Below are 22,660 nucleotides of genomic sequence, written 5' to 3'. Positions count from 1 at the left end.
TATGCACCCACACATGATCAAACTGCTCAGCCTCTCGGCCCTGACCCTCGGCATTCTCGCTGCCGGCAACGCCCGCGCCGACGCTGACGGCGCAAGCGTCACGCCACCGAAGTTCACCGCCGAACCGTGCTGCAACCTGTGCCCGGCGGCCCATGACGCGAAGAACTACACCACGCGTTATCAGCAGAACTTCACCACCCTGGTACAGGCCCAGGGCGACTGGCTGTTCCGTACCCAGGAAGACCTGCGTACCGAGTTCAACACCACGCCGGCCGGCTACAAGCGCCTGCAACAGTTGCACGATGCGTTCAAGAGTAAAGGCGTCGAGTTGGTGATCGTTTACCAGCCGACCCGTGGTCTGGTGAACCGCAACAAGCTCAACCCGCAGGAAAAAGCCGCGTTCGATTACGAGAAAGCGCTGGGCAACTACAAGACCATGCTCGGCCGTTTCGCCAAGATGGGCTACGTGGTGCCTGACCTGTCGCCACTGACCAACGAATCGCTGCCGGACACCCTGCCCGCCCACGATTTCTACTTCCGTGGCGACCAGCACTGGACACCTTACGGTGCCCAGCGCACGGCAAAAATCGTCGCCGAAAAGGTCAAGCAGATCCCGGCCTTCGCCGACATTCCCAAGCGTGAATTCGAGACCAAGCGCTCCGGGCGCATGGGCAAGACCGGCACCCTGCACAACATGGCCGGGCAACTGTGCGGCACCAGCTACGCGATCCAGTACATGGACCAGTTCACCACCGAGCCGAAAGGCGAGGCCGGTGACGGCGATCTGTTCGGCGATTCCGGCAATCCGCAGATCACTCTGGTCGGTACATCGCACAGCGGCAAGAACTACAACTTCGCCGGTTTCCTCGAAGAAGCCATCGGCGCCGACATCCTCAACGTGGCCTTCCCCGGCGGCGGTTTCGAAGGTTCGATGCTGCAATACCTGGGCAGCGAAGAATTCCAGAAGACCCCGCCGAAGATTCTCATCTGGGAATTCTCGCCGCTGTATCGCCTCGACCAGGAAACCATCTATCGCCAGATGATGGCGCTGCTCGACAACGGTTGCGAAGGCAAGGACGCGCAGATGTCCGCCAGCGCCACGCTGAAGCCGGGCAGCAAGCAAGAACTGCTGGTCAACAGCAAGAACCTGAACCTGCAGAACTCCAACCATCAGGTTGATATCCGCTTCGCCGACACCTCGGTGAAAACCCTGCAAGCCACCCTCTGGTACATGAACGGTCGCCACGAGGACATCAAGATCGAGAAACCGGAAACCTCCGACACCGACGGTCGTTTCGCCTTTGAGCTGCGCACGGACGAAGACTGGGCCTCGCAAAACCTGCTGGCAGTCGAAGTCCAGGGTCCTGAAGCCGGACCTGGCGCCGCGCCACAAAAAGTCGAAGCGAAAATCTGCAAACGCAACGTATTCCCGGGCGTCGGTCAACAGACCGCGCAGCTCGGGCAATGAGGTCTGCTATGCGAAATCCGAAACTGAAAAATCTGTTGGCACCGACACTCCTGAGCCTGGCGATGTTCGCCGGGGCAACTCAGGCCGCCGCGCCATTGCGTCCACCGCAGGGCTACTTCGCCCCGGTGGATAAATTCAAGACCGGCGACAAGAGCGACGGCTGCGACGCGATGCCGGCGCCATACACCGGTCCGCTGCAATTTCGCAGCAAATACGAAGGTTCGGACAAGGCCCGCGCGACGCTGAACGTGCAGTCGGAAAAAGCCTTTCGCGACACCACCAAAGACATCACTACGCTGGAGCGCGGCACCGCCAAGCGCGTCATGCAGTTCATGCGCGACGGTCGCCCGGAGCAGCTCGAATGCACGCTCAACTGGCTCACCGCGTGGGCCAAGGCCGATGCGTTGATGTCCAAAGACTTCAACCACACCGGCAAGTCGATGCGCAAATGGGCGCTGGGCAGCATGGCCTCGTCGTACATTCGCCTGAAGTTCTCCGACTCGCACCCACTGGCTCAGCATCAGCAGGAAGCGCAGTTGATCGAAGCCTGGTTCAGCAAAATGGCCGATCAGGTGGTCAGCGACTGGGACAACCTGCCGCTGGAAAAAACCAACAACCACTCGTACTGGGCCGCCTGGTCGGTGATGGCCACCGCCGTCGCCACCAACCGCCGCGACCTGTTCGACTGGGCGGTGAAGGAATACAAGGTTGGCGTCAATCAAGTCGATGCCGATGGCTTCCTGCCTAACGAACTCAAGCGCCAGCAACGCGCCCTCGCCTATCACAACTACGCCCTGCCACCGTTGGCGATGATCGCCAGTTTCGCCCAGGTCAACGGTGTCGATCTGCGTCAGGAGAACAACGGCGCACTGAAGCGTCTGGGTGACCGCGTGTTGGCCGGCGTGAAGGACCCTGACGAGTTCGAAGAAAAGAACGGCAAAAAGCAGGACATGACCGACCTGAAAGAGGACATGAAATTCGCCTGGCTCGAACCGTTCTGCACGCTCTACACCTGCGCGCCGGATGTGATCGAGAAGAAGCGCGACATGCAACCGTTCAAGACTTTCCGTCTTGGCGGCGACCTGACCAAGGTCTACGACCCGTCGCATGAAAAGGGCTAAAAGCCCCTCACCCTAACCCTCTCCCGGAGGGAGAGGGGACTGACCGAGGTGGCTGTGCGAGTTACGCCGAAATGAAATACCGAGTCGATCTCCATTTTTGAAAACCATGGAGATCAGGCTCCCTCTCCCTCCGGGAGAGGGCGGGGGGTGAGGGGGCGCGGTTTGACGGCCAGCCCAGACCTCAAGCAAACACTGTGTCACCCCTCCACTACCACGGGGGGTTTGGGGGGGCTTTGGCCCTTGACTGTTGGTTCAAACATGGAGAGATCGGGATGGTATTTTCATCCAACGTGTTCCTGTTTCTGTTCTTGCCGATCTTTCTCGGCTTGTACTACCTGAGCGGGCAACGCTATCGCAACCTGCTGCTGCTGATCGCCAGCTATGTGTTCTACGCCTGGTGGCGGGTGGACTTCCTCGCGCTGTTCGCAGCGGTCACGCTGTGGAACTACTGGATCGGCCTCAAGGTCGGTGCCGCCGGCGTCAGAACCAAACCGGCGCAGCGCTGGCTGCTGCTCGGTGTGGCCGTCGACCTGTGCATCCTTGGCTACTTCAAGTACGCCAACTTCGGGGTCGACAGCATCAACGAAATCATGACTTCGTTCGGTCTCGAACCGTTCATCCTGACCCACGTGCTGCTGCCGATCGGTATTTCGTTCTACATCTTCGAATCGATCAGCTACATCATCGACGTGTACCGTGGCGACACTCCGGCGACGCGCAACCTGATCGACTTCGCAGCATTCGTGGCGATCTTCCCGCACCTGATTGCCGGCCCGGTTCTGCGTTTCCGCGACCTCGCCGACCAGTTCAACAACCGCACGCACACCCTCGACAAATTCTCCGAGGGCTGCACGCGGTTCATGCAGGGTTTCATCAAGAAAGTCTTTATTGCCGACACCCTCGCCGTGGTCGCCGACCATTGCTTCGCCCTGCAGAACCCGACCACGGGTGATGCCTGGCTCGGTGCGCTGGCGTACACCGCGCAGCTGTACTTCGACTTCTCCGGTTACAGCGACATGGCCATCGGTCTGGGCTTGATGATGGGTTTCCGCTTCATGGAAAACTTCAAGCAGCCGTACATCAGCCAGTCGATCACCGAGTTCTGGCGCCGCTGGCACATCAGCCTGTCGACCTGGCTGCGTGACTACCTGTACATCACCCTCGGCGGTAACCGTAAAGGCACGCTGATGACCTATCGCAACCTGTTCCTGACCATGCTTCTGGGTGGTCTGTGGCACGGTGCGAACATCACTTACATCATCTGGGGCGCCTGGCACGGCATGTGGCTGGCGATCGAAAAAATGCTCGGCCTCAATACTTCGCCGCGCAGCCTCAACCCGATCCGCTGGGCACTGACTTTCCTGCTGGTAGTAATGGGCTGGGTGATCTTCCGTGCCGAGAACCTGCACGTTGCCGGGCGCATGTACGGAGCAATGTTCAGCTTCGGCGACTGGTCGCTGTCGGAACTCAATCAGGCCAGCCTCACCGGTCTGCAAGTGGCAACCCTGGTGGTGGCTTACGTGACCCTGGCGTTCTTCGGCCTGCGTGATCTGTACACCAATCAGCCGCCAGCCAAGACCAAACCTGAAGTCAACGTCGAGGCCGATGGCCCTGCCACGGCGACGCCGGGAATGATCAAGGCAGCGCCTGGGAAAATCCGGCGAGCATCCACGAACCTGGCTACACCGTTGGCGTCGAAGCCCAGGTGCAACCGGCCTACTGGACCGCCGACTGGTCGCGCTATGTGATGCGCGGACTGATCCTGCTGCTGTTCATCGCCTCGATTCTCAAACTCTCGGCGCAAAGCTTCTCGCCGTTCCTTTACTTCCAGTTCTGAGGGATCTGACATGACCCGCTCATTACGCATCTTCTACATCGCCCTGTTCCTGGTGACGCTGTTGGTCCTCGGTCTGTGGTCGATTCGCAGCTTCTTCGGCTTCAGTACCAACGCCGACGCGACGGTGCTCAATGGCCGCTGGACCAAGGCGGTGGAAACCCACTACGACGATGAATTCCCGATCAAGCGTCTGGGCACCAACCTCTGGGCCGCGCTGGATTTCAAACTGTTCAACGAAGGTCGTCCGGGCGTCGTGCTCGGCCGCGACCAGTGGTTGTACAGCGATGAGGAATTCAACCCGATCGTCAACGAACAGCAGAACCTGCAAGGCAACTACGCGCTGGTCGAAGGCGTGCGCCAGACCCTGAAAGAGAAAGGCGTGAAACTGGTGATGGCGATCGTTCCAGCCAAGGTGCGTCTGTACCCGGAGCATCTGGGTGAAGTGAAGCCTTCGAGCATTCACCAGAATCTGTACCAGGATTTCCACGCCCGTGTCGCGGCCGACAAGATCCTCGCCCCTGACCTGCTCGGCCCGCTGCAACAGGCCAAGCAGAACGGTGAGCAAGTGTTCCTGCGCACCGACACCCACTGGACGCCGGAAGGCGCCGAGATCGCAGCCAATACGCTGGCGAAAACCATTGCCGAGAAATTCCCGCTGAGCGGCGAGCCACAGCGTTTCGTTACCACGCCAGCAGAGAAGGTCACACACAAGGGCGATCTGCGTCTGTTCCTGCCGCTCGATCCGCTGTTCGAAAACATGATGCCGGCGCCTGAGCCACTGCTCAAACGCAACACCGTTGCCGCCGAACAGCCTGCCGGTGACGACGCCCTGTTCGCCAACAGCGAAGTACCGGTCGCGCTGATCGGCACCAGCTACAGCGCCAACCCCAACTGGAACTTCGTCGGTGCGCTCAAACAAGCGCTGCACAGCGACGTCGTCAACTACGCCGAAGACGGCCATGGCCCGATTCTGCCGATGCTCAGCTACCTGAAAAGCGATGACTTCAAGAACAGCCCGCCACAAGTGCTGATCTGGGAGTTTCCTGAACGATATCTGCCTGTGAACAACGAAATCGGCGACGCCGACCCGCAGTGGGTCGCAGAGCTCAAACAAGCCGGCGCCCGCCAACAAAACGTAGCCATCAACACTAAATCCGAGACGCCCGATCGGGCGCAAAACTGAAAGAGAGGTACACCATGACTTTCACTACTACTCCTCGTCGTCTCGCTAAAAGCTTCGCACTGGTTGCTGGCCTCAGCGTACTTTCCGTCCCAGCCTTCGCCGGCGGCGACGCCGCGCTGTACGGCCCGACCGCTCCGAAAGGCTCGACCTTCGTGCGTGTCTACAACGCCAGCAACGCTGAAGTCAGCGCGACTGTCGGCAGCACCAACCTGAGCGACATCGCGCCACTGGCCAGCAGCGACTTCAGCTTCATGCCGGGCGGCGATTACAGCGCCAAGGTTGGCAGCCAGACCCTGCCGGTCAAACTCGCTGGTGACCACTACTACACCCTGGTCAACAACGCTTCCGGCGCGCCACAACTGATCGAAGAGCCGCCATTCAAGAACAAGCAGAAATCCCTGGTGCGTGTACAGAACCTCAGCGACAAATCGCTGACCCTGAAAACCGCCGACGGCAAGACCGAAGTGGTGCCGAACGTGGCAGCCAAGGGCCGTGGCGAACGTGAAATCAACCCGGTGAAAGTCAGCCTGGCACTGTACGAAGGCGACAAGAAAGTCGGCGACGTGAAACCGGTCGCCCTGGAGCGTGGTGAGGCAGCCGTGCTGTACGTCACCGGCAACGGCAGCAACCTGTCGCCAGTCTGGGTGAAACGCCCGGTGTCGACTCGCTAATCCTTTTGTGAACTGACGCAGTACCCCTTGTGGGAGCGAGCCTGCTCGCGAATACGGTCTGACATGCAACATCAATGTCGACCGAGCCATCGCCATCGCGAGCAGGCTCGCTCCCACAGGGCTCTAACCAAATTGATTTTATGGAGTAAACACTATGATTCCGGTGATCTTGTCAGGTGGTAGCGGTTCGCGTCTGTGGCCTCTTTCGCGCAAGCAATTCCCCAAGCAATTCCTCGCCCTGACCGGCGAACACACGCTGTTCCAGCAAACCCTCGAGCGTCTGGTGTTCGAAGGCATGGACACGCCAATCGTGGTCTGCAACAAAGAGCACCGTTTCATCGTCAACGAGCAACTGGCCGCGCGCAATCTGGAATGCCAGCGCATCCTGATGGAACCGTTCGGCCGCAACACTTCGCCGGCCGTAGCATTGACCGCGATGATGCTGGTCAATGAAGGTCGTGACGAACTGATGCTGGTGCTGCCGGCCGACCACGTGCTGGAAGACCAGAAAGCCCTGCAACGTGCGCTGGCCCTGGCGACTGTCGCTGCCGAGAACGGCGAGATGGTCCTGTTCGGCGTACCGGCGACCAAACCGGAAACCGGCTACGGCTACATCAAATCCACTGCTGATTCGCTGCTGCCCGAAGGCGTCAGCCGCGTCTCGCACTTCGTCGAAAAACCGGATGTGAAGCGCGCCACCGAGTACGTCGAATCCGGCGGTTACTACTGGAACAGCGGCATGTTCCTGTTCCGCGCCAGCCGCTTCCTCGAAGAACTGAAAAAGCACGATCCGGACATCTACGACACCTGCCTGCTGACCCTTGAGCGCAGCCAGCAGGACGCCGACACCATCACTTTCGACGAAGCCACCTTCGCCTGCTGCCCGGACAACTCCATCGACTACTCGGTGATGGAAAAAACCCAGCGCGCCTGCGTGGTGCCGCTGACCGCTGGCTGGAGCGATGTCGGCTGCTGGTCGTCGCTGTGGGAAGTCAACGAGAAAGACGCCAACGGCAACGTCAGCAAAGGCGATGTGGTCATCCAGGACAGCAAGAACTGCATGATCCACGGCAACGGCAAACTGGTCTCGGTGATCGGTCTGGAAAACATCGTCGTGGTCGAAACCAAGGACGCGATGATGATTGCCCACAAGGACAAGGTCCAGGGCGTCAAGCAGATGGTCAACACCCTCAACGCCCAGGGCCGCAGCGAAACCCAGAACCACTGCGAGGTTTATCGTCCGTGGGGCTCGTACGACTCGGTGGACATGGGCGGGCGTTTCCAGGTCAAGCACATCTCGGTCAAGCCGGGCGCGTGCCTGTCGCTGCAGATGCACCACCACCGCGCCGAACACTGGATCGTGGTCAGCGGCACCGCCGAAGTGACCTGCGACGAGAACGTGTTCCTGCTCACCGAAAACCAGTCGACCTACATCCCGATCGCCTCGGTGCACCGCCTGCGCAACCCGGGCAAGATCCCGCTGGAAATCATCGAAGTGCAGTCGGGTTCGTACCTGGGTGAAGACGATATCGAGCGTTTCGAAGATATCTACGGCCGCTCCACCCCGATCGAACGCGGCGTGTCGGTGAAAACCATCGCGCAGTAATCGCCTGCGGAAACAAGAAGCCCTCGTCCAGCCCGTTGCGTTCCCTATCCGCAGCGGGCTGGGCGGGGGCTTTTTTCGTTTAGCCGAAGCCAGAGTTTCGGCGAGGTCTGTTCATCCACTTGTCTTCGGCGGTTGCGCCATCAATCGCATGAACACCCTGCAACGGCGCTGTAAAACCGGCAACCAGCAGTTGTTGCGCCCATGGGCTCGGTGTTTCACCGTGTTCTGCAAGCCGTGCTTGATGCCGTGCAGACGATGCTGGGTTCAACGACTGAAAGCCTAATGTGGGTGTACTCGAAGGCGGTGACAACGGCGCATGGACGGGGGTAGTCAAAACTCTGTGTTGAATACGCGTTTGCGCTTCTGAAATATCCATCACGTTGCCCAGGGCAATACTCGCTGCTCCAACCAGCTGTACGGCAGGACTGGAGGCGTGCATCAATAATTTCCCACCGATCTTGAAGCCCGTGGCTACAGCTCCCCGTCTTGCAGCCAATACGTTGGGATCTTCGACGGGGCTGTTGAACGCGACAGACAAAGGACCCATTACCCGACTGGTAGCCTCCTCTCCCACAACTCTGTTCATCGCTGATGAAACCAGCTCGCCGGAGTGATAAAGAACAGCACCGGAGGGCGACGCCGTGTTCGTCCGGGCGGCAGCGATAACGTGCGCCTGATGTGTGTTGAGCACGGAGTTGTCCCGGGCTCCCAGCTCTGCCAGCGCTACCGGTATTTCGCGGCGGTAGGCCTGGACGTCGGGATTTGGGTCATTCTCGAAGTAACGGCGCACGGGCTGCATGCCGGCGGCTTGCGTGGGATTGACCAGTTTCTTGTCGGCAAGATCGTGATACACCCGGTCGCCAGCACGCTTGTCGGGCTTGTCGGGCTTGCGCCCGTCGCTGTCCCTGTAAGTCATTGGGTTGTTGCGCAGCGCGCGATAGCGATTATGGCCGTCGATCGCTCCACCAGGATCGCTGTTCAGCCAGCGTTGCAGCCACGGCACGTAATAGCGAAACCCGTAATAGTAAAGTCCCGTGGCGTCACGTTCTTTTGCCGAATACCGCGCGGTCTTGTAGCTGACGTCGGGTTCTTCGGCCCACGCCGTTGCACCGAATGGATAAAAATGCTCGCGGCTGATCAACTGCGCATCCGCGTCCAGCTCAAGACTGATTGAGCCCAGATGATCATTGAAACTGTATCGGTAGAGATAATTGACGCCGGTCGGCGACGGGCTCTGCCAATGCAGGACGCGTACGATATTGAGTCCGGTCCGCACGATGATCACCTGCAGGCTCTCACCGGTGCCGGTATCGGTGCGTAATTCCAGCGCTGGCAGATAACGCACCTGTGCAAGAAGACTGCGTGCAGAGGCCCGTGACGAACGCGTCTTGCATACCCGCTGACCGGCGCCGTCATAGAGATAGCTTTCACGATCATCGGCATCTGATCGGCGTGAGACGACCACGACCGAGTCCAGCTGGCAACGCAGATTCCACTGCAACCGGCGCCCCTGATCCAGCAACAACAAATTACCCCGCGAATCGAAAGCTGCAGCGATCTCTGCTTCAGAGGGCGGCTTACCGTCGTGCCACGGCAAACACCGATTGCTAAAGCGTGCGGCCTGCAGTTGATGACCTGGACTCTGTTGGCCGACGTGAGTCAGCCCGCGCAAATTGCCGCCGGCGTCGTAATGATAGCGCTGGCTGTAATTGGCGACAGCGGTCGGCCCGCCACCGCCAACGCCGGCCTCCCAGCCAGTGGCATGGGACAACTGATAAAGACTGTCATAGCGGTAACGACTGACCGGCTCGATGCGCTGGTTGGCGAACCAGCGCACGGGCAATGCCTGGTCTTCGATACTCGTTACATTGCCCATCGGGTCGTAGGCGTAGATCAGATGCTGCAGCACATTGCCTAGATTGTCCTGAGCATGGCGCGTGAGCAGGCGGCCGTCTTCGGGACGGTAGCTCAGCGTAGTCAGCACGCCGTTGCCTGCCAGTTCATGAGTGACTTGTCCGTAAGCGTCGTAGCGAATATCACTGACGACCGAATGGTTCTGAGTCTGAAGTTTGAGCCGTATTTCAACTGCGCGTAACTGGCCGTGGAGAGTCAGTGCGAAGGCCTGCCGATTGCCACCGGCATCGAACTGTTCGAGCACAGGTCCCAGCGGGGCATAGCGCCATTGTGTGGTTGCCCCTTGAGGTTCGAGCAACTTCTGTCGATCGGCGAGAGCCTCTGGCCAATCCGCGGCAACCGGCTCAAGCGTGAAGTGACGGATGTTTTCACTGCACTGCCCGGTGATCGCAAACTGCGAGAACAGAACACTGCCACCGGGATCGTCATGACGAATCACTTGACCGAGCTGATTGCGCAGCGGATCGCCCGCGCCGGGGCGGCCATAGGCAAGGCGCTCGGAACAACGGCGAGGTACGCCGGTGCCTTCCTCGAACACCGCGACAGGTCGCAACAAGTCATCGTATGCAATTTCGCGGCATGTGCCACGGCTGTCCCAGTTGCACAACGTCTGGCCGGCCAAACCCGGCAACTGGATCTGGACTCCCGCATCGGTACTGTCCGAGCGCAGCGCGATATCGTTCAAGGCATGGACAGTGGTGAGGCTGGCGGGCGCTTGTGGATCATTCGCCTGCAACGCCCACAATCGCGCATCCCATTGTTTGACTGCACGGCCGGCGTTGTCGCGCAACGTCCGCTCGATCCGGGGCTCGCTTGCCAGCGCCGCATCGGCGCGCCAGTAGTTGACGTTGAGGATGGCCAACCCGCGCGGATCGTTCACGGCAAGCGTTGGCGTATTGCTGTGGATGCCCATAGTGCGTCAACGTCCCAGTGTGCCCTTGGCTCATGAGAGCAAGCGCGGAACCGCATTCCTACTGTCAGAAATTACAGTCCCGACCAACGGTGCGCACAAACTCGTCCCGAATACCCATTGCGCCAAGCCTTCGGTAGGATGGGGCTCACTCACCCACGGAGCGCTCACGCATGTTCATCGGCATCCTGCTGGTCATTACCTGGTTGATCCTGCTGCTGCGCTACCCGGCCAAGGCCTTGCCGGTTTCGGTAGCCGCTGCGATTGGCCTGGGTTTCGTGGCCATGTGGGTGGTGTGGCTGGACAACCGCGAGATCAAGCAACTGGCGCGCCTGGAACTGCGCATTGCCTACGCTCCCGAGCAATGCCCGGCCGACCGTCCGCTGCAATTGAAAATGAACAATGGCAACAATGTGCCGCTGACCGAGCTGCGCTGGCGCATCGCCGCTTATGCGCCGGGCGATACGGTCAACCTGGCCGACAATCAATACACTGCCCCACGCTATCGTGGCCCCGGCGAATTGCAGGCCGGCGCGACCTGGGAAGACTGCTTGCCACTGCCGCCGCTGCGCCCCGGCTATCGTCCGCAAACCCTGGAGTTACGCGCCGAGCATTTGCAAGGTAGTTTCTCCGACTGATCCCCTCCCCCGACTGTTTGCACAAGGAATGCGCCATGCCCGTTGCGTTGGTTACCGGTTGTTCCAGCGGCATCGGCCGCGCCCTTGCCGACGCGTTCAAAGCCGCCGGCTACGAAGTCTGGGCCAGTGCGCGCAAGGCTGAAGATGTCAGCGCGCTGAGCGCTGCCGGTTTCACCGCTGTCGAGCTGGACGTCAACGATGGCGCCGCGCTGGAACAACTCGCCGAGCGCCTCCGCCAGCAACACGGCAGTCTTGATGTACTGATCAACAACGCCGGTTACGGCGCGATGGGGCCGCTGCTCGACGGCGGCGTACAAGCGATGCAGCGCCAGTTCGAAACCAACGTATTTTCGATTGTCGGCGTCACCCGCGCGTTGTTTCCGCTGCTGCGTCCGGCCAAGGGGCTGGTAGTGAATATCGGCAGTGTGTCGGGTGTGCTGGTCACACCATTTGCCGGCGCCTACTGCGCGTCGAAAGCGGCGGTGCATGCGCTTAGCGACGCGTTGCGCATGGAGCTGGCACCGTTTGGCATCCGTGTGATGGAAGTCCAGCCCGGTGCGATCGAATCGAGTTTTGCGAAGAATGCCGGACATGAAGCCGAGCAGTTGATCAACGAGCAATCGCCGTGGTTTCCCCTGCGTGAAGGCATTCGGGCACGGGCCAAGGCATCGCAGGACAAGCCAACACCGGCCAGTGAGTTTGCGGCTGAGCTGTTGAAAGCGGTGCGGCAGAGCAAGCCGCCACGGCTGGTTCGCATCGGCAACGGCAGCCGGGCGTTGCCGTTGTTGGCGGTGTTGTTGCCGAAGGGTTTGCTGGAATCGACGTTGATGAAGCGCTTCGGGTTGCGCGCAAAGCTCTGATCCCCAGTCGTTGCGACCATCGGTAGCCAGACCTGTCAGAGTTGACAGTAGGCGCCCTCTAAGCGAAGGCCTATCGTGAGTTCAAGCCAGGTGAATAGTGTTAAGACAGCGTTAGCGCCCGGCGAGTAAACCGAACTCCCGACAACCGCGCAGGGACGTATATGGCAATTGCAAAGAAGGCCGCGAACATCAGGGCGACAATCGACGCTACATGGGGAAGCGGCCAAGGCAAACTTCAACTTGACGATATATTCCAGGACGACCCGACGAAGTCCCGGCCCCTCACGGGGTCGACGCTGCTGCGCGATAAATCGTTGCTGGTCACCAGTACCTTCGACAACGGCGTCTTCTTCATTTCCAAGCTGAACCACTTGGGTGCCGTAGACCTGGCGTTTGGGGTCGCAGGGCGTGTCACGGGTTCGTTCCTGGCCAATGAGCAGGCCTCTGGCGGGCCGATTGCAGAAGGTGCCGATGGGCGGCTGTTCATGGCAGGCAGCACAGCCAATGAGCAATCGAACGAGGTTAGCGCTGCGATTCTCTGCCTTGACAGCAAAGGCAATCGAGTGAGCAGCTTTGGCGAGAATGGCCAAGTCATCATCGATCCCCCAAACACACAACGGCTTACGAAAAAAGGCCCGGCATTCGTCTTCGCGCTACCCGATGGCAGCGTTATTGTCGGCGTTGATTACCACACGCCTGACGTGCTCAGGGCGCACCTTTACAAATTCGATGCGCAAGGCGCACCCGTGAAGGCATTCGGCACAGATGGCCGAGTTGAAATTAATCACGGGATGCCGCTTGCATCGACTTCACTCAGCGACGGTTGCGTGCTCGACAATGGACTCTTGTTATTTGCAGGCTACGAAAAATACGAGCCGGACGTGAACACGGACGGTCTCCTCGTGATGTTGAATTCAGACAGTGGCGCACCCCATGAGAATTTCGGCCTCCCGGAAAGACCCGGGGTTGTGGTAGTCCGGTACAACTCCATGGGTGCCGAACTCAATACTGTGAGACAGCGAGCCCCTGATAGATTTACGGCATCTGGCTACACCAACATGGGCAGCGGTGTCAGTGAGCGATACGGCATGTTGTTCGCCTTCGATGAAAAAGGTAAGCCCGATTTTGACGTTTTCGGCAATCCGAATGTCATGCCACTCCCACCAGCTCTCGGCAGCGACAGGCGAGTCAACTGGGCGGACCATGTTCCTTTCGCTGATAACATCGTAGTTTCTGGTGGAGACGAGAAGGGCAATTATATTGCCTGTGTGAAAACCCGGAGCGGCGGCTACAACTCCGATTTTTCAGACGCGGGTGGCGTCATCCATCGCGAGGAGACCACCGACTCGCTCTCCAGGCTTCATTATCAGCAGGCCCCAGGCAAATTGATTGTTGCCCTCAACATCAATCCAGAAAACCCTCTGGGTTGTCTGTATCGCTACAACATTTCCCAGTAGCTGGAAGCATCACCGCGTCGCCCGGTTCAGGGGCGACGCCGTCGATCACATGTCTGCCAGGTCCTGCTTCACCACTACCGTGCAAGTAATCCCCGCCGCCAGCAACACGCCCTCTGGCACCTCATCAATGTGAATCCGCACCGGCACACGCTGCGCCAGGCGGACCCAGTTGAACGTCGGGTTCACGTCGGCAATCAGTTCGCGGCTTTCCGGGTTGTCGCGGTCGTAGATCCCGCGCGAAATGCTTTCGACATGACCCTTGAGCACTTCGCCGCTCATCAATTGCATGTCGGCTCGGTCACCGATTTTGACGTGCGGCAACTTGGTTTCTTCGAAAAAGCCGTAAACCCAAAATGAATTCATGTCGACCACGGCCATCTTCGCCTCGCCGATGCGTGCGTAATCGCCGCGATGCACATTGAGGTTGGTCACGTAACCGTCCACCGCCGCACGCACTTCGGTGCGTTTGAGGTTGAGTTCGGCGGCTTCCAGTTGCGCCTGGGCGTGTTGGTAATCAGCCAGTGCGGCGTCGGCGATGTTGCTGGCGTCGTCGCGGTTCTCTTTAGAGATCACCAGATTGTCGAGGTCGGCGCGGCGATGGGCGTTGACCTTGCGCATTTCCCAGGTCGACTTGCGCGAAGCGACCAGTGACTGCGCCTGCTTGACCGCAATGCGGTAGTGCTCGGGGTCGATGCGCATCAGCAGATCGCCCTTTTTCACCAGTTGGTTGTCACGCACCGGCACTTCGACCACTTCGCCGGTGACGTCGGCGGCAACGTTGATGATGTCGGCGCGAACGCGGCCATCGCGGGTCCACGGCGTGTTCATGTAGTGCTCCCACAACGTGCGGCCAATCCACAGCGCCAGGGCCAGCACCAGCAGGGTCGCGAGCAGGCTGAAAAACTTTTTCATCAAGATGTTCTCAACGGTAGACAGTCAGCGCCATGGCGCCGAACAGACAGGTAAACAGGCTCAGGCGCAGCAGCGCCGGGTGCCAGAAAAAGCGGTACAGGTCGAACCCCGAGAGGAAGCGGTCAACTGCCCAGGCCAATCCCGCAGCAATGAAAAACATCAGGGTCATGGTCGGCATGTACACGCCGTGGAAGGCGATTTCACGAGGCATGGGCAAGTCCTTCGGGCCTGGCGGGAGCGAATTCGGCCAGGGGTGATTGCGGGTCGAGCAACGAGGTGCGAATAAAGTGCAGATAGCTTTTCACCCGGCGCAACGCGGAGGTATCGAAGTGCGGCGCGAACGGCTCATCGGTGGCGGCGACGCGGCTGATGGCGTGATCGACCGCGACCAGTGCGCGTTCGAGATTGCTTGCGTTCGGCTGCAGAAACAGGCGCACCAGCGCACGCCCCATCACGCGGATTGCCTGACGCCACGGCTGCGATTCGGCATACGCCGGGTGCACCGGCAGGATCGCCTGCTCCTTGCGCAACTCGATGATCGCGTGGCCGACTTCCAGCACCACGAACATCCAGCGCAGCAGACTCTTCTGCACCTTCGGTTGCCCTGCCGCGAGGCCATAGGCCTGATGCAGCAGATCGCGGGTGCGGCTCTCGAAACTCGAGGCCAGGCCTTTGAGTTTTCCACTGATCGCATAGACCACTTGCCCGCGCAGATCCTGCTCCAGGCGCTGCCACAGCCAGCGACTGTTCGGCGGCAGAATAATCGCCCCCGCCGCAGCACACACGAGCATGCCCATGACCATGGCGATGTAGTCGTTGATGAAGGTGTAGGGGTTGTAGATCGTGAGATTGTCCGGCACTGAACCAGTGCTGAAAAAAATCAGCAGGCCCAGTCCGACCCCGGCGTATTGCGGCCGCGAGGCGAGGAACGAACCGAGCACGATCACCGGCGCGAGCATCACGCAGAGCAAGGGGAAACCGTCGATCCACGGGAAGATGAAAAACATCTCGACGAAGCCGATCAGCGCGCCGAGAAAAGTCCCGCAGGCCATTTGAAAAGCCATGCGTTTCGGGTTCGGTGTGGCGGCGGAAAGACCGACGGTGGCGGCGGCGATCAGGGTCATGGTCGCCCCGCTCGGCCACGCGGTGGCGACCCAGTAACTGCCCAGCACAAGCAGAATGAACGAGGCGCGGATCCCCGAAGCGGCCGCCGCCCACCAGTTGGTTTGCGGGGTGAACGGCTCGTCCCAGCGTTCGCGTTCGTGACGATGCTCGCCCAGCGACGCGTGGGTCTGCGCATAGCTGTGCAGGTCATCGACGAAGCGGTAGAGCAATTCGTAGGCGGTGTGAAAATCCAGTTGTTCGGCTTCGCTCGGAGCAGTGTCCTGAAAGATTCCGCGCAACGCTCGGACACGAGCCGGCAGACCTTCCTTGTAGGTGGCCAACGCGGTCGCCAAACGTGCCGCATCCGGGCTGGTCAGCGCGCGACCGCTGAAGCCGTCGAGCACTTCGGCGAGGTCCTGCAAGCCCGGTTTGATCGCTGCCACGACGTGCTCTTCGCCATTGCCGTGCAGGCGTTCGAGCAATTGATGCAAGGCGTTGAAGCGCGTGGTGATGCCCATGAACTCGCTGTTCAAACGACTCAGACGACCGTTGCGCCGGCGCATGTGCGGGTCTTCGAACACGGTCACGCTGCGCAGCCCTTCCAGGCCGACGGCTTCAGCAATGAAGCGCACGTTGCTGGCTTCGAACGCTTCGGCTTTGCTGCGCCCGCGCAAGCCGTCGGTGACGAAGAGCGCGAACACACCGAAGCGCTGATACAAGGCGTTGCGCATCGCCGCACTGGCGGTCTGCGGCAGGATCGCCGCGCTGATCAGCGTCGAACAGAGAATGCCCAGCGAGATCTCCAGCACCCGCCACACTGCCGCCATAAAGGCGCCGTCGGGATGGGCCAGCGCCGGCAGACCGACCATCGCTGCGGTGTAACCGGCAAGGACAAAACCATACGCGCGAAAGTTGCGGCAACGTGCGGCACCGGCTGAGCAGATGCCGACCCAGATCGCCAGCGAGCCGAGAAACAGCTCCGTGTTCTGCGCGAACAAAGCGATCAGCGTGACCATCATCGCCGACCCGGCCAGTGTGCCGAGCAAGCGATAGAAACTCTTGGCGAACACCTGGCCGCTCTGCGGCTGCATGACGATAAACACCGTGATCATCGCCGTGCGCGGTTGCGGCAATTCCAGACGCATCGCCAGCCATAGCGTGAGAAACGCGGCGAGCAACACCTTGAAGATATACACCCAGGTCACGCCATCGCTGCGTGCCCAGTCGAAAAAACCGCGACGCCATTCCAGGGAATGGAGCCAGCGCAGGGGGGCGGGCAAGGACGTCATTGAAAATACTCAGGCATGCAATGCGGACTCGAAACCTGTGGGAGCGAGCCTGCTCGCGAAAGCGCAGTCTCAGGCAACATGTTCATTGACTGATACGCACCCTTCGCGAGCAGGCTCGCTCCCACAATGGATGCTGTGTTCAACGCAGGAGCGCCGGGGTTTCCGGGGCCTGGGTCTGCTCGGCTGTCGGCACGTCATTACCCGCACCGAGGCCTCCCCCCAAGGCAGTCACCAGCTCAGCATGCGCACTCAATCGCGCGGCCTGCACTTGCTGCTGAACCTGCTGTTGCTTGAACAGCAAGGTCTGCGCATTCAGCACATTGAGGTAATCGGTGAGGCCGCGTTGATAGGCGATCATCGCGATGTCGTAGGTCTTCTGAGCTGCGGCAACGGACTCGGCAGCGAAGTCCTGCTGCTTGTCCATCGACTCGCGGCGGATCAACTGATCGGAAATGTTCTTCAGCGCGTTGATCAGGGTCTGGTTGTAGTGCGCCACGGCGATGTCATAACCGGCCGCCGCTTCGCCCAATTCGCCACGCAGTCGACCGCCGTCGAAGATCGGCAACGAGATCGCCGGGCCGACGTTGTAGTTGAGTTTCTTGCCGGTCAGAAACTCCAGCGCGCCGCCGCCCGTGGCCATGTAGCCGAGGCTGCCGACCAGATCGACGTTGGGGTAGAAACCGCCGTGGGCAACATCAATGCCACGCGCCTGCGCCGCCACTTGCCAACGACTGGCGACCACGTCCGGACGCTGCCCGAGCAGTTCGGCAGGCAATGCCGAGGGCAATTTCAACGGCGCCGCGAGGGACAGCGTCGGCCGCTGCAGTTGCGCCGCAGCGCCCGGGCCTTTACCGGCCAGCGCTGCAATCTGGTTGCGGCTAAGGGCGATTTCCTCGTCCAGCGCATCGAGTTGGCGATGGGTTTCCGGCAGCGGCGCTTCGGCCTGGCTGACTTCGAAATGCGTGCCGATACCGCCGCTGAGGCGTTTCTGCGCCAGATCGAGAATCTGCTGTTGCTGCTGGAGCGTCGCCGCGACGATGTCGCGCTGGGCGTAATGCAGCGACAACTCGATGTAGGCGCGGACCAGATTGCTCTGCAGTTCCAGCTGCGCCAGTCGCGCCTCGGCCACGCTCACATGGGCCAGATCCACCGCGCGTTCACTGGCATTGCGCTCGCGGCCCCAGAGGTCGAGGGCGTAGCTGAAGCCGAGCGCGGCGTTGTTGTCCCATGTGGTGGTATTGGCCAGTTCGCCGGGGCCGTAGAACTGATCGGTCGGCCAGTTGTGTCGCTTGAGGGTCGACTCGCCATTGATCTGCAACGCCTCGGCCGCTTCGGCAACACCGGCCATGGCCTTGGCCTGACGCACCCGCGCAGCGGCCATGGCCATGCTCGGGCTGCCTTGCACGGCGAGGTCGATCCAGCGATTAAGTTGCGCATCACCAAACGCCTGCCACCATTGGGCGCTGGGCCAGTGGGCGTCTTTGGCGGCCTCGGCAATGGCCGCGTCGGTGGCCAGTGAATCGGCCGCGAGTGCCTCGCCGTGAGGGGCAATGCCTTGGGTAGAGATGCAGCCGCCGAGAGCCAGGGTTAAAGCCAGAACACTGAGCGGCAAAAGCGCTCTGTTGATGCGACGCGGCACAGCTGCGAATTCCTGAGAAAGGGATCAATCGAGGGACTTGTGTAGGAGCTGCCGAAGGCTGCGATCTTTTGATCTTTTTAAAGACAACATCAAAAGATCGCAGCCTTCGGCAGCTCCTACAGGAATCGGCGCAATTCTATGGAGCTGCCTCTGCGGCGATAAGCTGGGATTTCTGTGAATCTTTGTTACGGTTAACGAGATAATCCCTTGGTCGGGGGTCTCAGCCCCTGAAACTTCGTGTCACAATTTGCCATCTCCCTTGAGAGCACCCCATGGACACTTTGCAAAACATGCGCGCCTTCAGTTGTGTTGCCGAAGCGGGCAGCTTCACCGCCGCCGCCGTGCAACTGGACACCACCACCGCCAACGTCTCGCGCGCGGTCTCCAACCTCGAAGCCCATCTGCAAACCCGTCTGCTCAATCGCACAACCCGGCGCATCGCCCTGACCGAGGCCGGCAAGCGCTACCTGCTGCGCTGCGAACAGATCCTCGCCTACGTCGAAGAAGCCGAAGCGGAAGCCAGCGACGCCCACGCGCGCCCGGCCGGCCAGCTGAAAGTGCACACTATGACCGGCATCGGTCAGCACTTCGTCATCGACGCCATCGCCCGCTACCGCAAGACCCACCCCGACGTGACGTTCGACCTGACCCTGGCCAACCGCGTGCCGGACCTGCTCGACGAGGGCTACGACGTGTCCATCGTGCTGGCCAGCGAACTGCCAGACTCGGGCTTCGTTTCGCAGCGCCTGGGCATCACCTACAGCATCGTCTGCGCCTCGCCGGCGTACGTGAAAGCCAACGGCGCCGCACAGAAACCCAGCGACCTGCTCAACCACGCCTGCCTGCGCCTGGTCAGCCCGGTGATCCCCCTGGAGAAATGGGCCTTCGACGGCCCGGACGGCCAGGAAACGGTCACCATCAACAGCTCACCATTCCTGGTGAACTCCGCCGACGCCATGAAAACCGCCATCACCAGCGGCATGGGCGTCGGCGTGCTGCCGGTCTACGCCGCCATCGAAGGCCTGCGCAACGGCACCCTGGTGCGCGTGATGCCGAACTACCGCTCGCAGGAACTCAACCTCTACGCGATCTACCCGTCGCGGCAGTACCTGGATGCCAAGATCAAAACCTGGGTGGAGTACTTGCGTGGGTCGTTGCCGGAGATATTGGCGGCGCATCAGGCGGAATTGGTCGCGTATGAGTTGAGCGGGAGTCTGGCTGGCGCGCGCGTCGCCACCTGACTTTAAACACCGCTGACTTCGTGTAGGAGCTGACGAGTGCAACGAGGCTGCGATCTTTGGATCTTGCTGTTTAAAAATCAAAAAATCGCAGCCTACGACAGCTCCTACATCGCGGTGTTTACGGGGAAGTTTCCGACAGGTTTTGCAGGTTGTCCGTCGGAAGTGCGCTGGCTAGGATTTGGCGGTTGCTGACGAATCAGCGACCGGGTCTGGAAAACCCGCAGGATCACAGCGCATGACATAATGCCGCGCTCTTTCAGCGCCGGTATTCAGTTATGGCGGCTGTACGTGGGAGACCTTCGGGTCTGCCGGGTTTGATCCTTTGCCGGTTTTTCCAGTCCGCGTACAGCTGCCACCCCTTTCGCCTGGAAAACGAAAAATGGCAGCTCCATAAATCCAAAAGGATCTTCGCCATGTTCAAACCCACACCCAATCCCCCCGAATCCGCAAGCACCTCACCCTACCAATCCCCCGACTCAACGAAACTCCACGACGCCGCCGAGCGTGCGCTGGATCACTACCTCAAACCGTCCGCCAGCGCGCAGCAAAACCACAAGCCCAGCACCATGTTCCAGGTCGCCCCGGACCAGGACAACGAAAGCCTCTGGCCCACGCCTGCGAATCCCTCGCCTCGGCCAGCATCATGAGCAGCGACATCGCCGCCCACGTCGACAGCCCACAACGGCACACGATATTGGCCATCCAGCAGGTGATCATGCTGGCGGAACTGGCGGTGAACCGCGTGCTGGATAACTACGAAATCCATCAGCTCCCGTCACGCAGCTGACCTCCCGGGAGCGAGCCCGACCGCGAGGGCTTCGGCACATTCAACATTCGAGGTGTCAGATAAACCGCTTTCGCGAGCAGGCTCGCTCCCACAGTTTGGATCGTATACGTCAGCAAGATATGAGTCGGCTGTCAGGCCGCCTTCGCTGGCAAGCCAGCTCCCACAGGGACAGGGTGAATCTGGCAGAGATGGGTTGGCAGTGGAGACGCCTTCGCGAGCAGGCTCGCTCCCACAATTCTGGATCGTGTACATCAGCGAGATATGAGTCGGCTGTCAGGCCGCCTTCGCTGGCAAGCCAGCTCCCACAGGGACGGGGTGAATCTGGCAGAGATGGGTTGGCAGTGGAGACGCTTTCGCGAGCAGGCTCGCTCCCACAGTTTGAATCGAGTACATCAGCGAGAAACAGGTCGGCTGTCAGGCCGCCTTCGCTGGCAAGCCAGCTCCCACAGTTTGAATCGAGTACATCAGCGAGAAACAGGTCGGCTGTCAGGCCGCCATCGCGAGCAGGCTCGCTCCCACAAAAGCAAAAGCAAAGCAGCGCAGCTGCCCGCGGCGCAGCTGCCCGCGGCGCAGCCGCCCCACTCAACAATGAGCGCAAGCTCGAGTGCTCTTGATCTTGATCCGCCGGCGACGTCGGAAGGCTGAGTGGAGGGATTGATCCGGGCGTGGGAGCGCAGCGACCGTACGACGCAGTCGTACACAGCGAGTGTAGGTGCAGCTAAGCAAACCGGAGCCGCTGCGCCCGGATCGATCCCGCAGCGAAGGAACCCGAGCCTGCGAGGGCCGAACGCAGGAGCTAGCGTTTTTTGCTTACTTTTTTAGGCGCTTGTAAAAAAGTAAGTCGCCGTCAGGCGAAACCGCCAGCCGCCGCCCCGAAACCTTCGGATATTCACACCAGACAAACCCAAGGCATGGCCGGCCCAGAGGCCGCCAAGACAACCCGAGCGAGAAAATGTTAGCGTGCTTGCAATCAAGCCCCGACGAGCCCAAGCCCAATGAAAAAAACAGTCCTGGCCTTCAGCCGCATCACCCCGCCCATGATCGAACGCCTGCAAGAAGAATTCGACGTCATCGTCCCCAACCCCAAGACCGGTGATATCAACGCCCAGTTCAACGAAGCCCTGCCCCACGCCCACGGCCTCATCGGCGTCGGCCGCAAACTCGGCCGCGCACAACTGCAAAGCGCAACAAAACTCGAAGTGGTCTCGAGCGTCTCGGTCGGCTACGACAACTACGACCTCGACTACTTCAACGAACGCGGGATCATGCTCACCAACACCCCCGACGTGCTCACCGAAAGCACCGCCGACCTCGCCTTCGCCCTGATCATGAGCAGCGCCCGCCGCGTCGCCGAACTCGACGCCTGGACCAAGGCCGGGCAATGGCAGGCCAGCGTCGGCGCCCCGCTGTTTGGTAGTGATGTGCACGGCAAGACCCTCGGCATCGTCGGCATGGGCAACATCGGCGCCGCTGTCGCCCGGCGCGGGCGCTTCGGCTTCAACATGCCGATCATCTACAGCGGCAACAGCCGCAAGACCGAACTGGAACAGGAACTCGGCGCGCAGTTCCGCAGCCTCGATGAACTGCTGGCCGAAGCCGATTTTGTCTGCCTGGTAGTGCCGTTGAGCGACAAGACCCGCCACCTGATCAGCCATCGCGAACTGGCGCTGATGAAGCCGAGCGCTATCCTGGTCAACATCTCGCGCGGCCCGGTGGTCGACGAACCGGCACTGATCGAAGCCCTGCAAAACAATCGCATCCGCGGCGCCGGGCTGGACGTCTACGAAAAAGAACCGCTGGCCGAATCGCCGCTGTTCCAGTTGAAAAACGCCGTGACCCTGCCGCACATCGGCTCGGCCACCACCGAGACCCGCGAAGCCATGGCCAACCGCGCCCTGGCCAACCTGCGCAGCGCCCTGCTCGGCGAACGGCCACAGGATCTGGTCAACCCGCAAGTCTGGCGCGGCTGAAAAAAAGGGCCGGCGCAACATTGCGCCGGCCTTCACCTTACATAACTTGCAAC

15 protein-coding genes and 2 pseudogenes are annotated in these 22,660 nt (G+C 60.6%); 12 read left to right on the top strand and 5 right to left on the bottom strand.

All coding sequences use genetic code 11. From position 1 onward, the window contains the following. Position 1 precedes the first annotated feature (1 nt). From AB4N73_RS26380 to AB4N73_RS26355, 6 genes and pseudogenes are all read left to right on the top strand, one after another. The gene (locus tag AB4N73_RS26380) at positions 2–1,468 is read left to right on the top strand and encodes an alginate O-acetyltransferase (protein ID WP_252877484.1); all 1,467 of its coding nucleotides are present in this window, start codon (positions 2–4) and stop codon (positions 1,466–1,468) included. Positions 1,469–1,476: 8 nt separating this feature from the next. Next, positions 1,477–2,589, top strand: a complete 1,113-nt coding sequence (locus AB4N73_RS26375; RefSeq protein ID WP_056783046.1) for a mannuronate-specific alginate lyase — start codon at positions 1,477–1,479, stop codon at positions 2,587–2,589. Between the two features lie 272 nt (positions 2,590–2,861). Then, positions 2,862–4,426: pseudogene (locus tag AB4N73_RS26370) on the top strand (MBOAT family O-acyltransferase). Positions 4,427–4,436: 10 nt separating this feature from the next. Further along, a complete protein-coding gene (locus tag AB4N73_RS26365; protein ID WP_460142751.1) occupies positions 4,437–5,609 on the top strand; it encodes an alginate O-acetyltransferase in 1,173 nt (390 codons plus the stop codon). 14 nt (positions 5,610–5,623) lie between these two features. Continuing rightward, positions 5,624–6,280: an alginate O-acetyltransferase AlgF gene (locus AB4N73_RS26360; RefSeq protein ID WP_095180418.1), complete on the top strand. Its 657-nt coding sequence runs from the start codon at positions 5,624–5,626 to the stop codon at positions 6,278–6,280. 154 nt (positions 6,281–6,434) lie between these two features. Then, positions 6,435–7,886 (top strand): mannose-1-phosphate guanylyltransferase/mannose-6-phosphate isomerase, encoded by a 1,452-nt coding sequence (locus AB4N73_RS26355; RefSeq protein ID WP_024011673.1) that lies wholly within the window; start codon positions 6,435–6,437, stop codon positions 7,884–7,886. Between the two features lie 79 nt (positions 7,887–7,965). Here AB4N73_RS26355 and AB4N73_RS26350 read toward each other — a convergent pair whose 3' ends face one another. Beyond that, positions 7,966–10,713, bottom strand: a complete 2,748-nt coding sequence (locus AB4N73_RS26350) for an RHS repeat domain-containing protein (protein ID WP_460142750.1) — start codon at positions 10,711–10,713, stop codon at positions 7,966–7,968. Positions 10,714–10,883: 170 nt separating this feature from the next. Here AB4N73_RS26350 and AB4N73_RS26345 point away from each other — a divergent pair, with 170 nt between their 5' ends. The 3 genes from AB4N73_RS26345 to AB4N73_RS26335 all read left to right on the top strand — a co-directional run bounded on the left by AB4N73_RS26345 (position 10,884) and on the right by AB4N73_RS26335 (position 13,665). Then, complete coding sequence (locus AB4N73_RS26345; protein WP_460142749.1) at positions 10,884–11,348, top strand: multidrug transporter; 465 nt, start codon at positions 10,884–10,886, stop codon at positions 11,346–11,348. Between the two features lie 35 nt (positions 11,349–11,383). Continuing rightward, a complete protein-coding gene (locus AB4N73_RS26340; RefSeq protein ID WP_460142748.1) occupies positions 11,384–12,208 on the top strand; it encodes an SDR family oxidoreductase in 825 nt (274 codons plus the stop codon). A gap of 161 nt (positions 12,209–12,369) precedes the next feature. Beyond that, positions 12,370–13,665, top strand: a complete 1,296-nt coding sequence (locus tag AB4N73_RS26335) for a hypothetical protein (protein ID WP_460142747.1) — start codon at positions 12,370–12,372, stop codon at positions 13,663–13,665. A gap of 45 nt (positions 13,666–13,710) precedes the next feature. On the opposite strand, the gene AB4N73_RS26330 is transcribed toward AB4N73_RS26335, so the two are convergent. The 4 genes from AB4N73_RS26330 to AB4N73_RS26315 all read right to left on the bottom strand — a co-directional run bounded on the left by AB4N73_RS26330 (position 13,711) and on the right by AB4N73_RS26315 (position 18,609). Then, positions 13,711–14,577, bottom strand: coding sequence for an efflux RND transporter periplasmic adaptor subunit (locus AB4N73_RS26330; protein WP_460142746.1), 867 nt, complete (start codon positions 14,575–14,577; stop codon positions 13,711–13,713). 10 nt (positions 14,578–14,587) lie between these two features. Then, positions 14,588–14,788 (bottom strand): DUF1656 domain-containing protein, encoded by a 201-nt coding sequence (locus tag AB4N73_RS26325; protein ID WP_016771611.1) that lies wholly within the window; start codon positions 14,786–14,788, stop codon positions 14,588–14,590. After that, complete coding sequence (locus AB4N73_RS26320; protein ID WP_236168113.1) at positions 14,778–16,970, bottom strand: FUSC family protein; 2,193 nt, start codon at positions 16,968–16,970, stop codon at positions 14,778–14,780. Before AB4N73_RS26320 ends, AB4N73_RS26325 begins: the two co-directional genes overlap by 11 nt. Before the next feature lie 139 nt (positions 16,971–17,109). After that, a complete protein-coding gene (locus AB4N73_RS26315) occupies positions 17,110–18,609 on the bottom strand; it encodes an efflux transporter outer membrane subunit (RefSeq protein ID WP_252887354.1) in 1,500 nt (499 codons plus the stop codon). 272 nt (positions 18,610–18,881) lie between these two features. On the opposite strand from AB4N73_RS26315, the gene AB4N73_RS26310 reads away from it, so the two are divergent. From AB4N73_RS26310 to AB4N73_RS26300, 3 genes and pseudogenes are all read left to right on the top strand, one after another. After that, positions 18,882–19,850, top strand: a complete 969-nt coding sequence (locus AB4N73_RS26310; RefSeq protein WP_024011667.1) for a LysR family transcriptional regulator — start codon at positions 18,882–18,884, stop codon at positions 19,848–19,850. Between the two features lie 413 nt (positions 19,851–20,263). Further along, positions 20,264–20,637: pseudogene (locus AB4N73_RS26305) on the top strand (DUF6124 family protein). Positions 20,638–21,632: 995 nt separating this feature from the next. Beyond that, on the top strand, positions 21,633–22,607 hold the full coding sequence (locus AB4N73_RS26300; RefSeq protein ID WP_095180411.1) for a 2-hydroxyacid dehydrogenase: 975 nt from the start codon (positions 21,633–21,635) through the stop codon (positions 22,605–22,607). Positions 22,608–22,660: the final 53 nt, after the last annotated feature.

The sequence above is a fragment of the Pseudomonas sp. S3_B08 genome (assembly GCF_054667725.1).
This window is presented reverse-complemented; position numbering and strand designations above follow the sequence as displayed.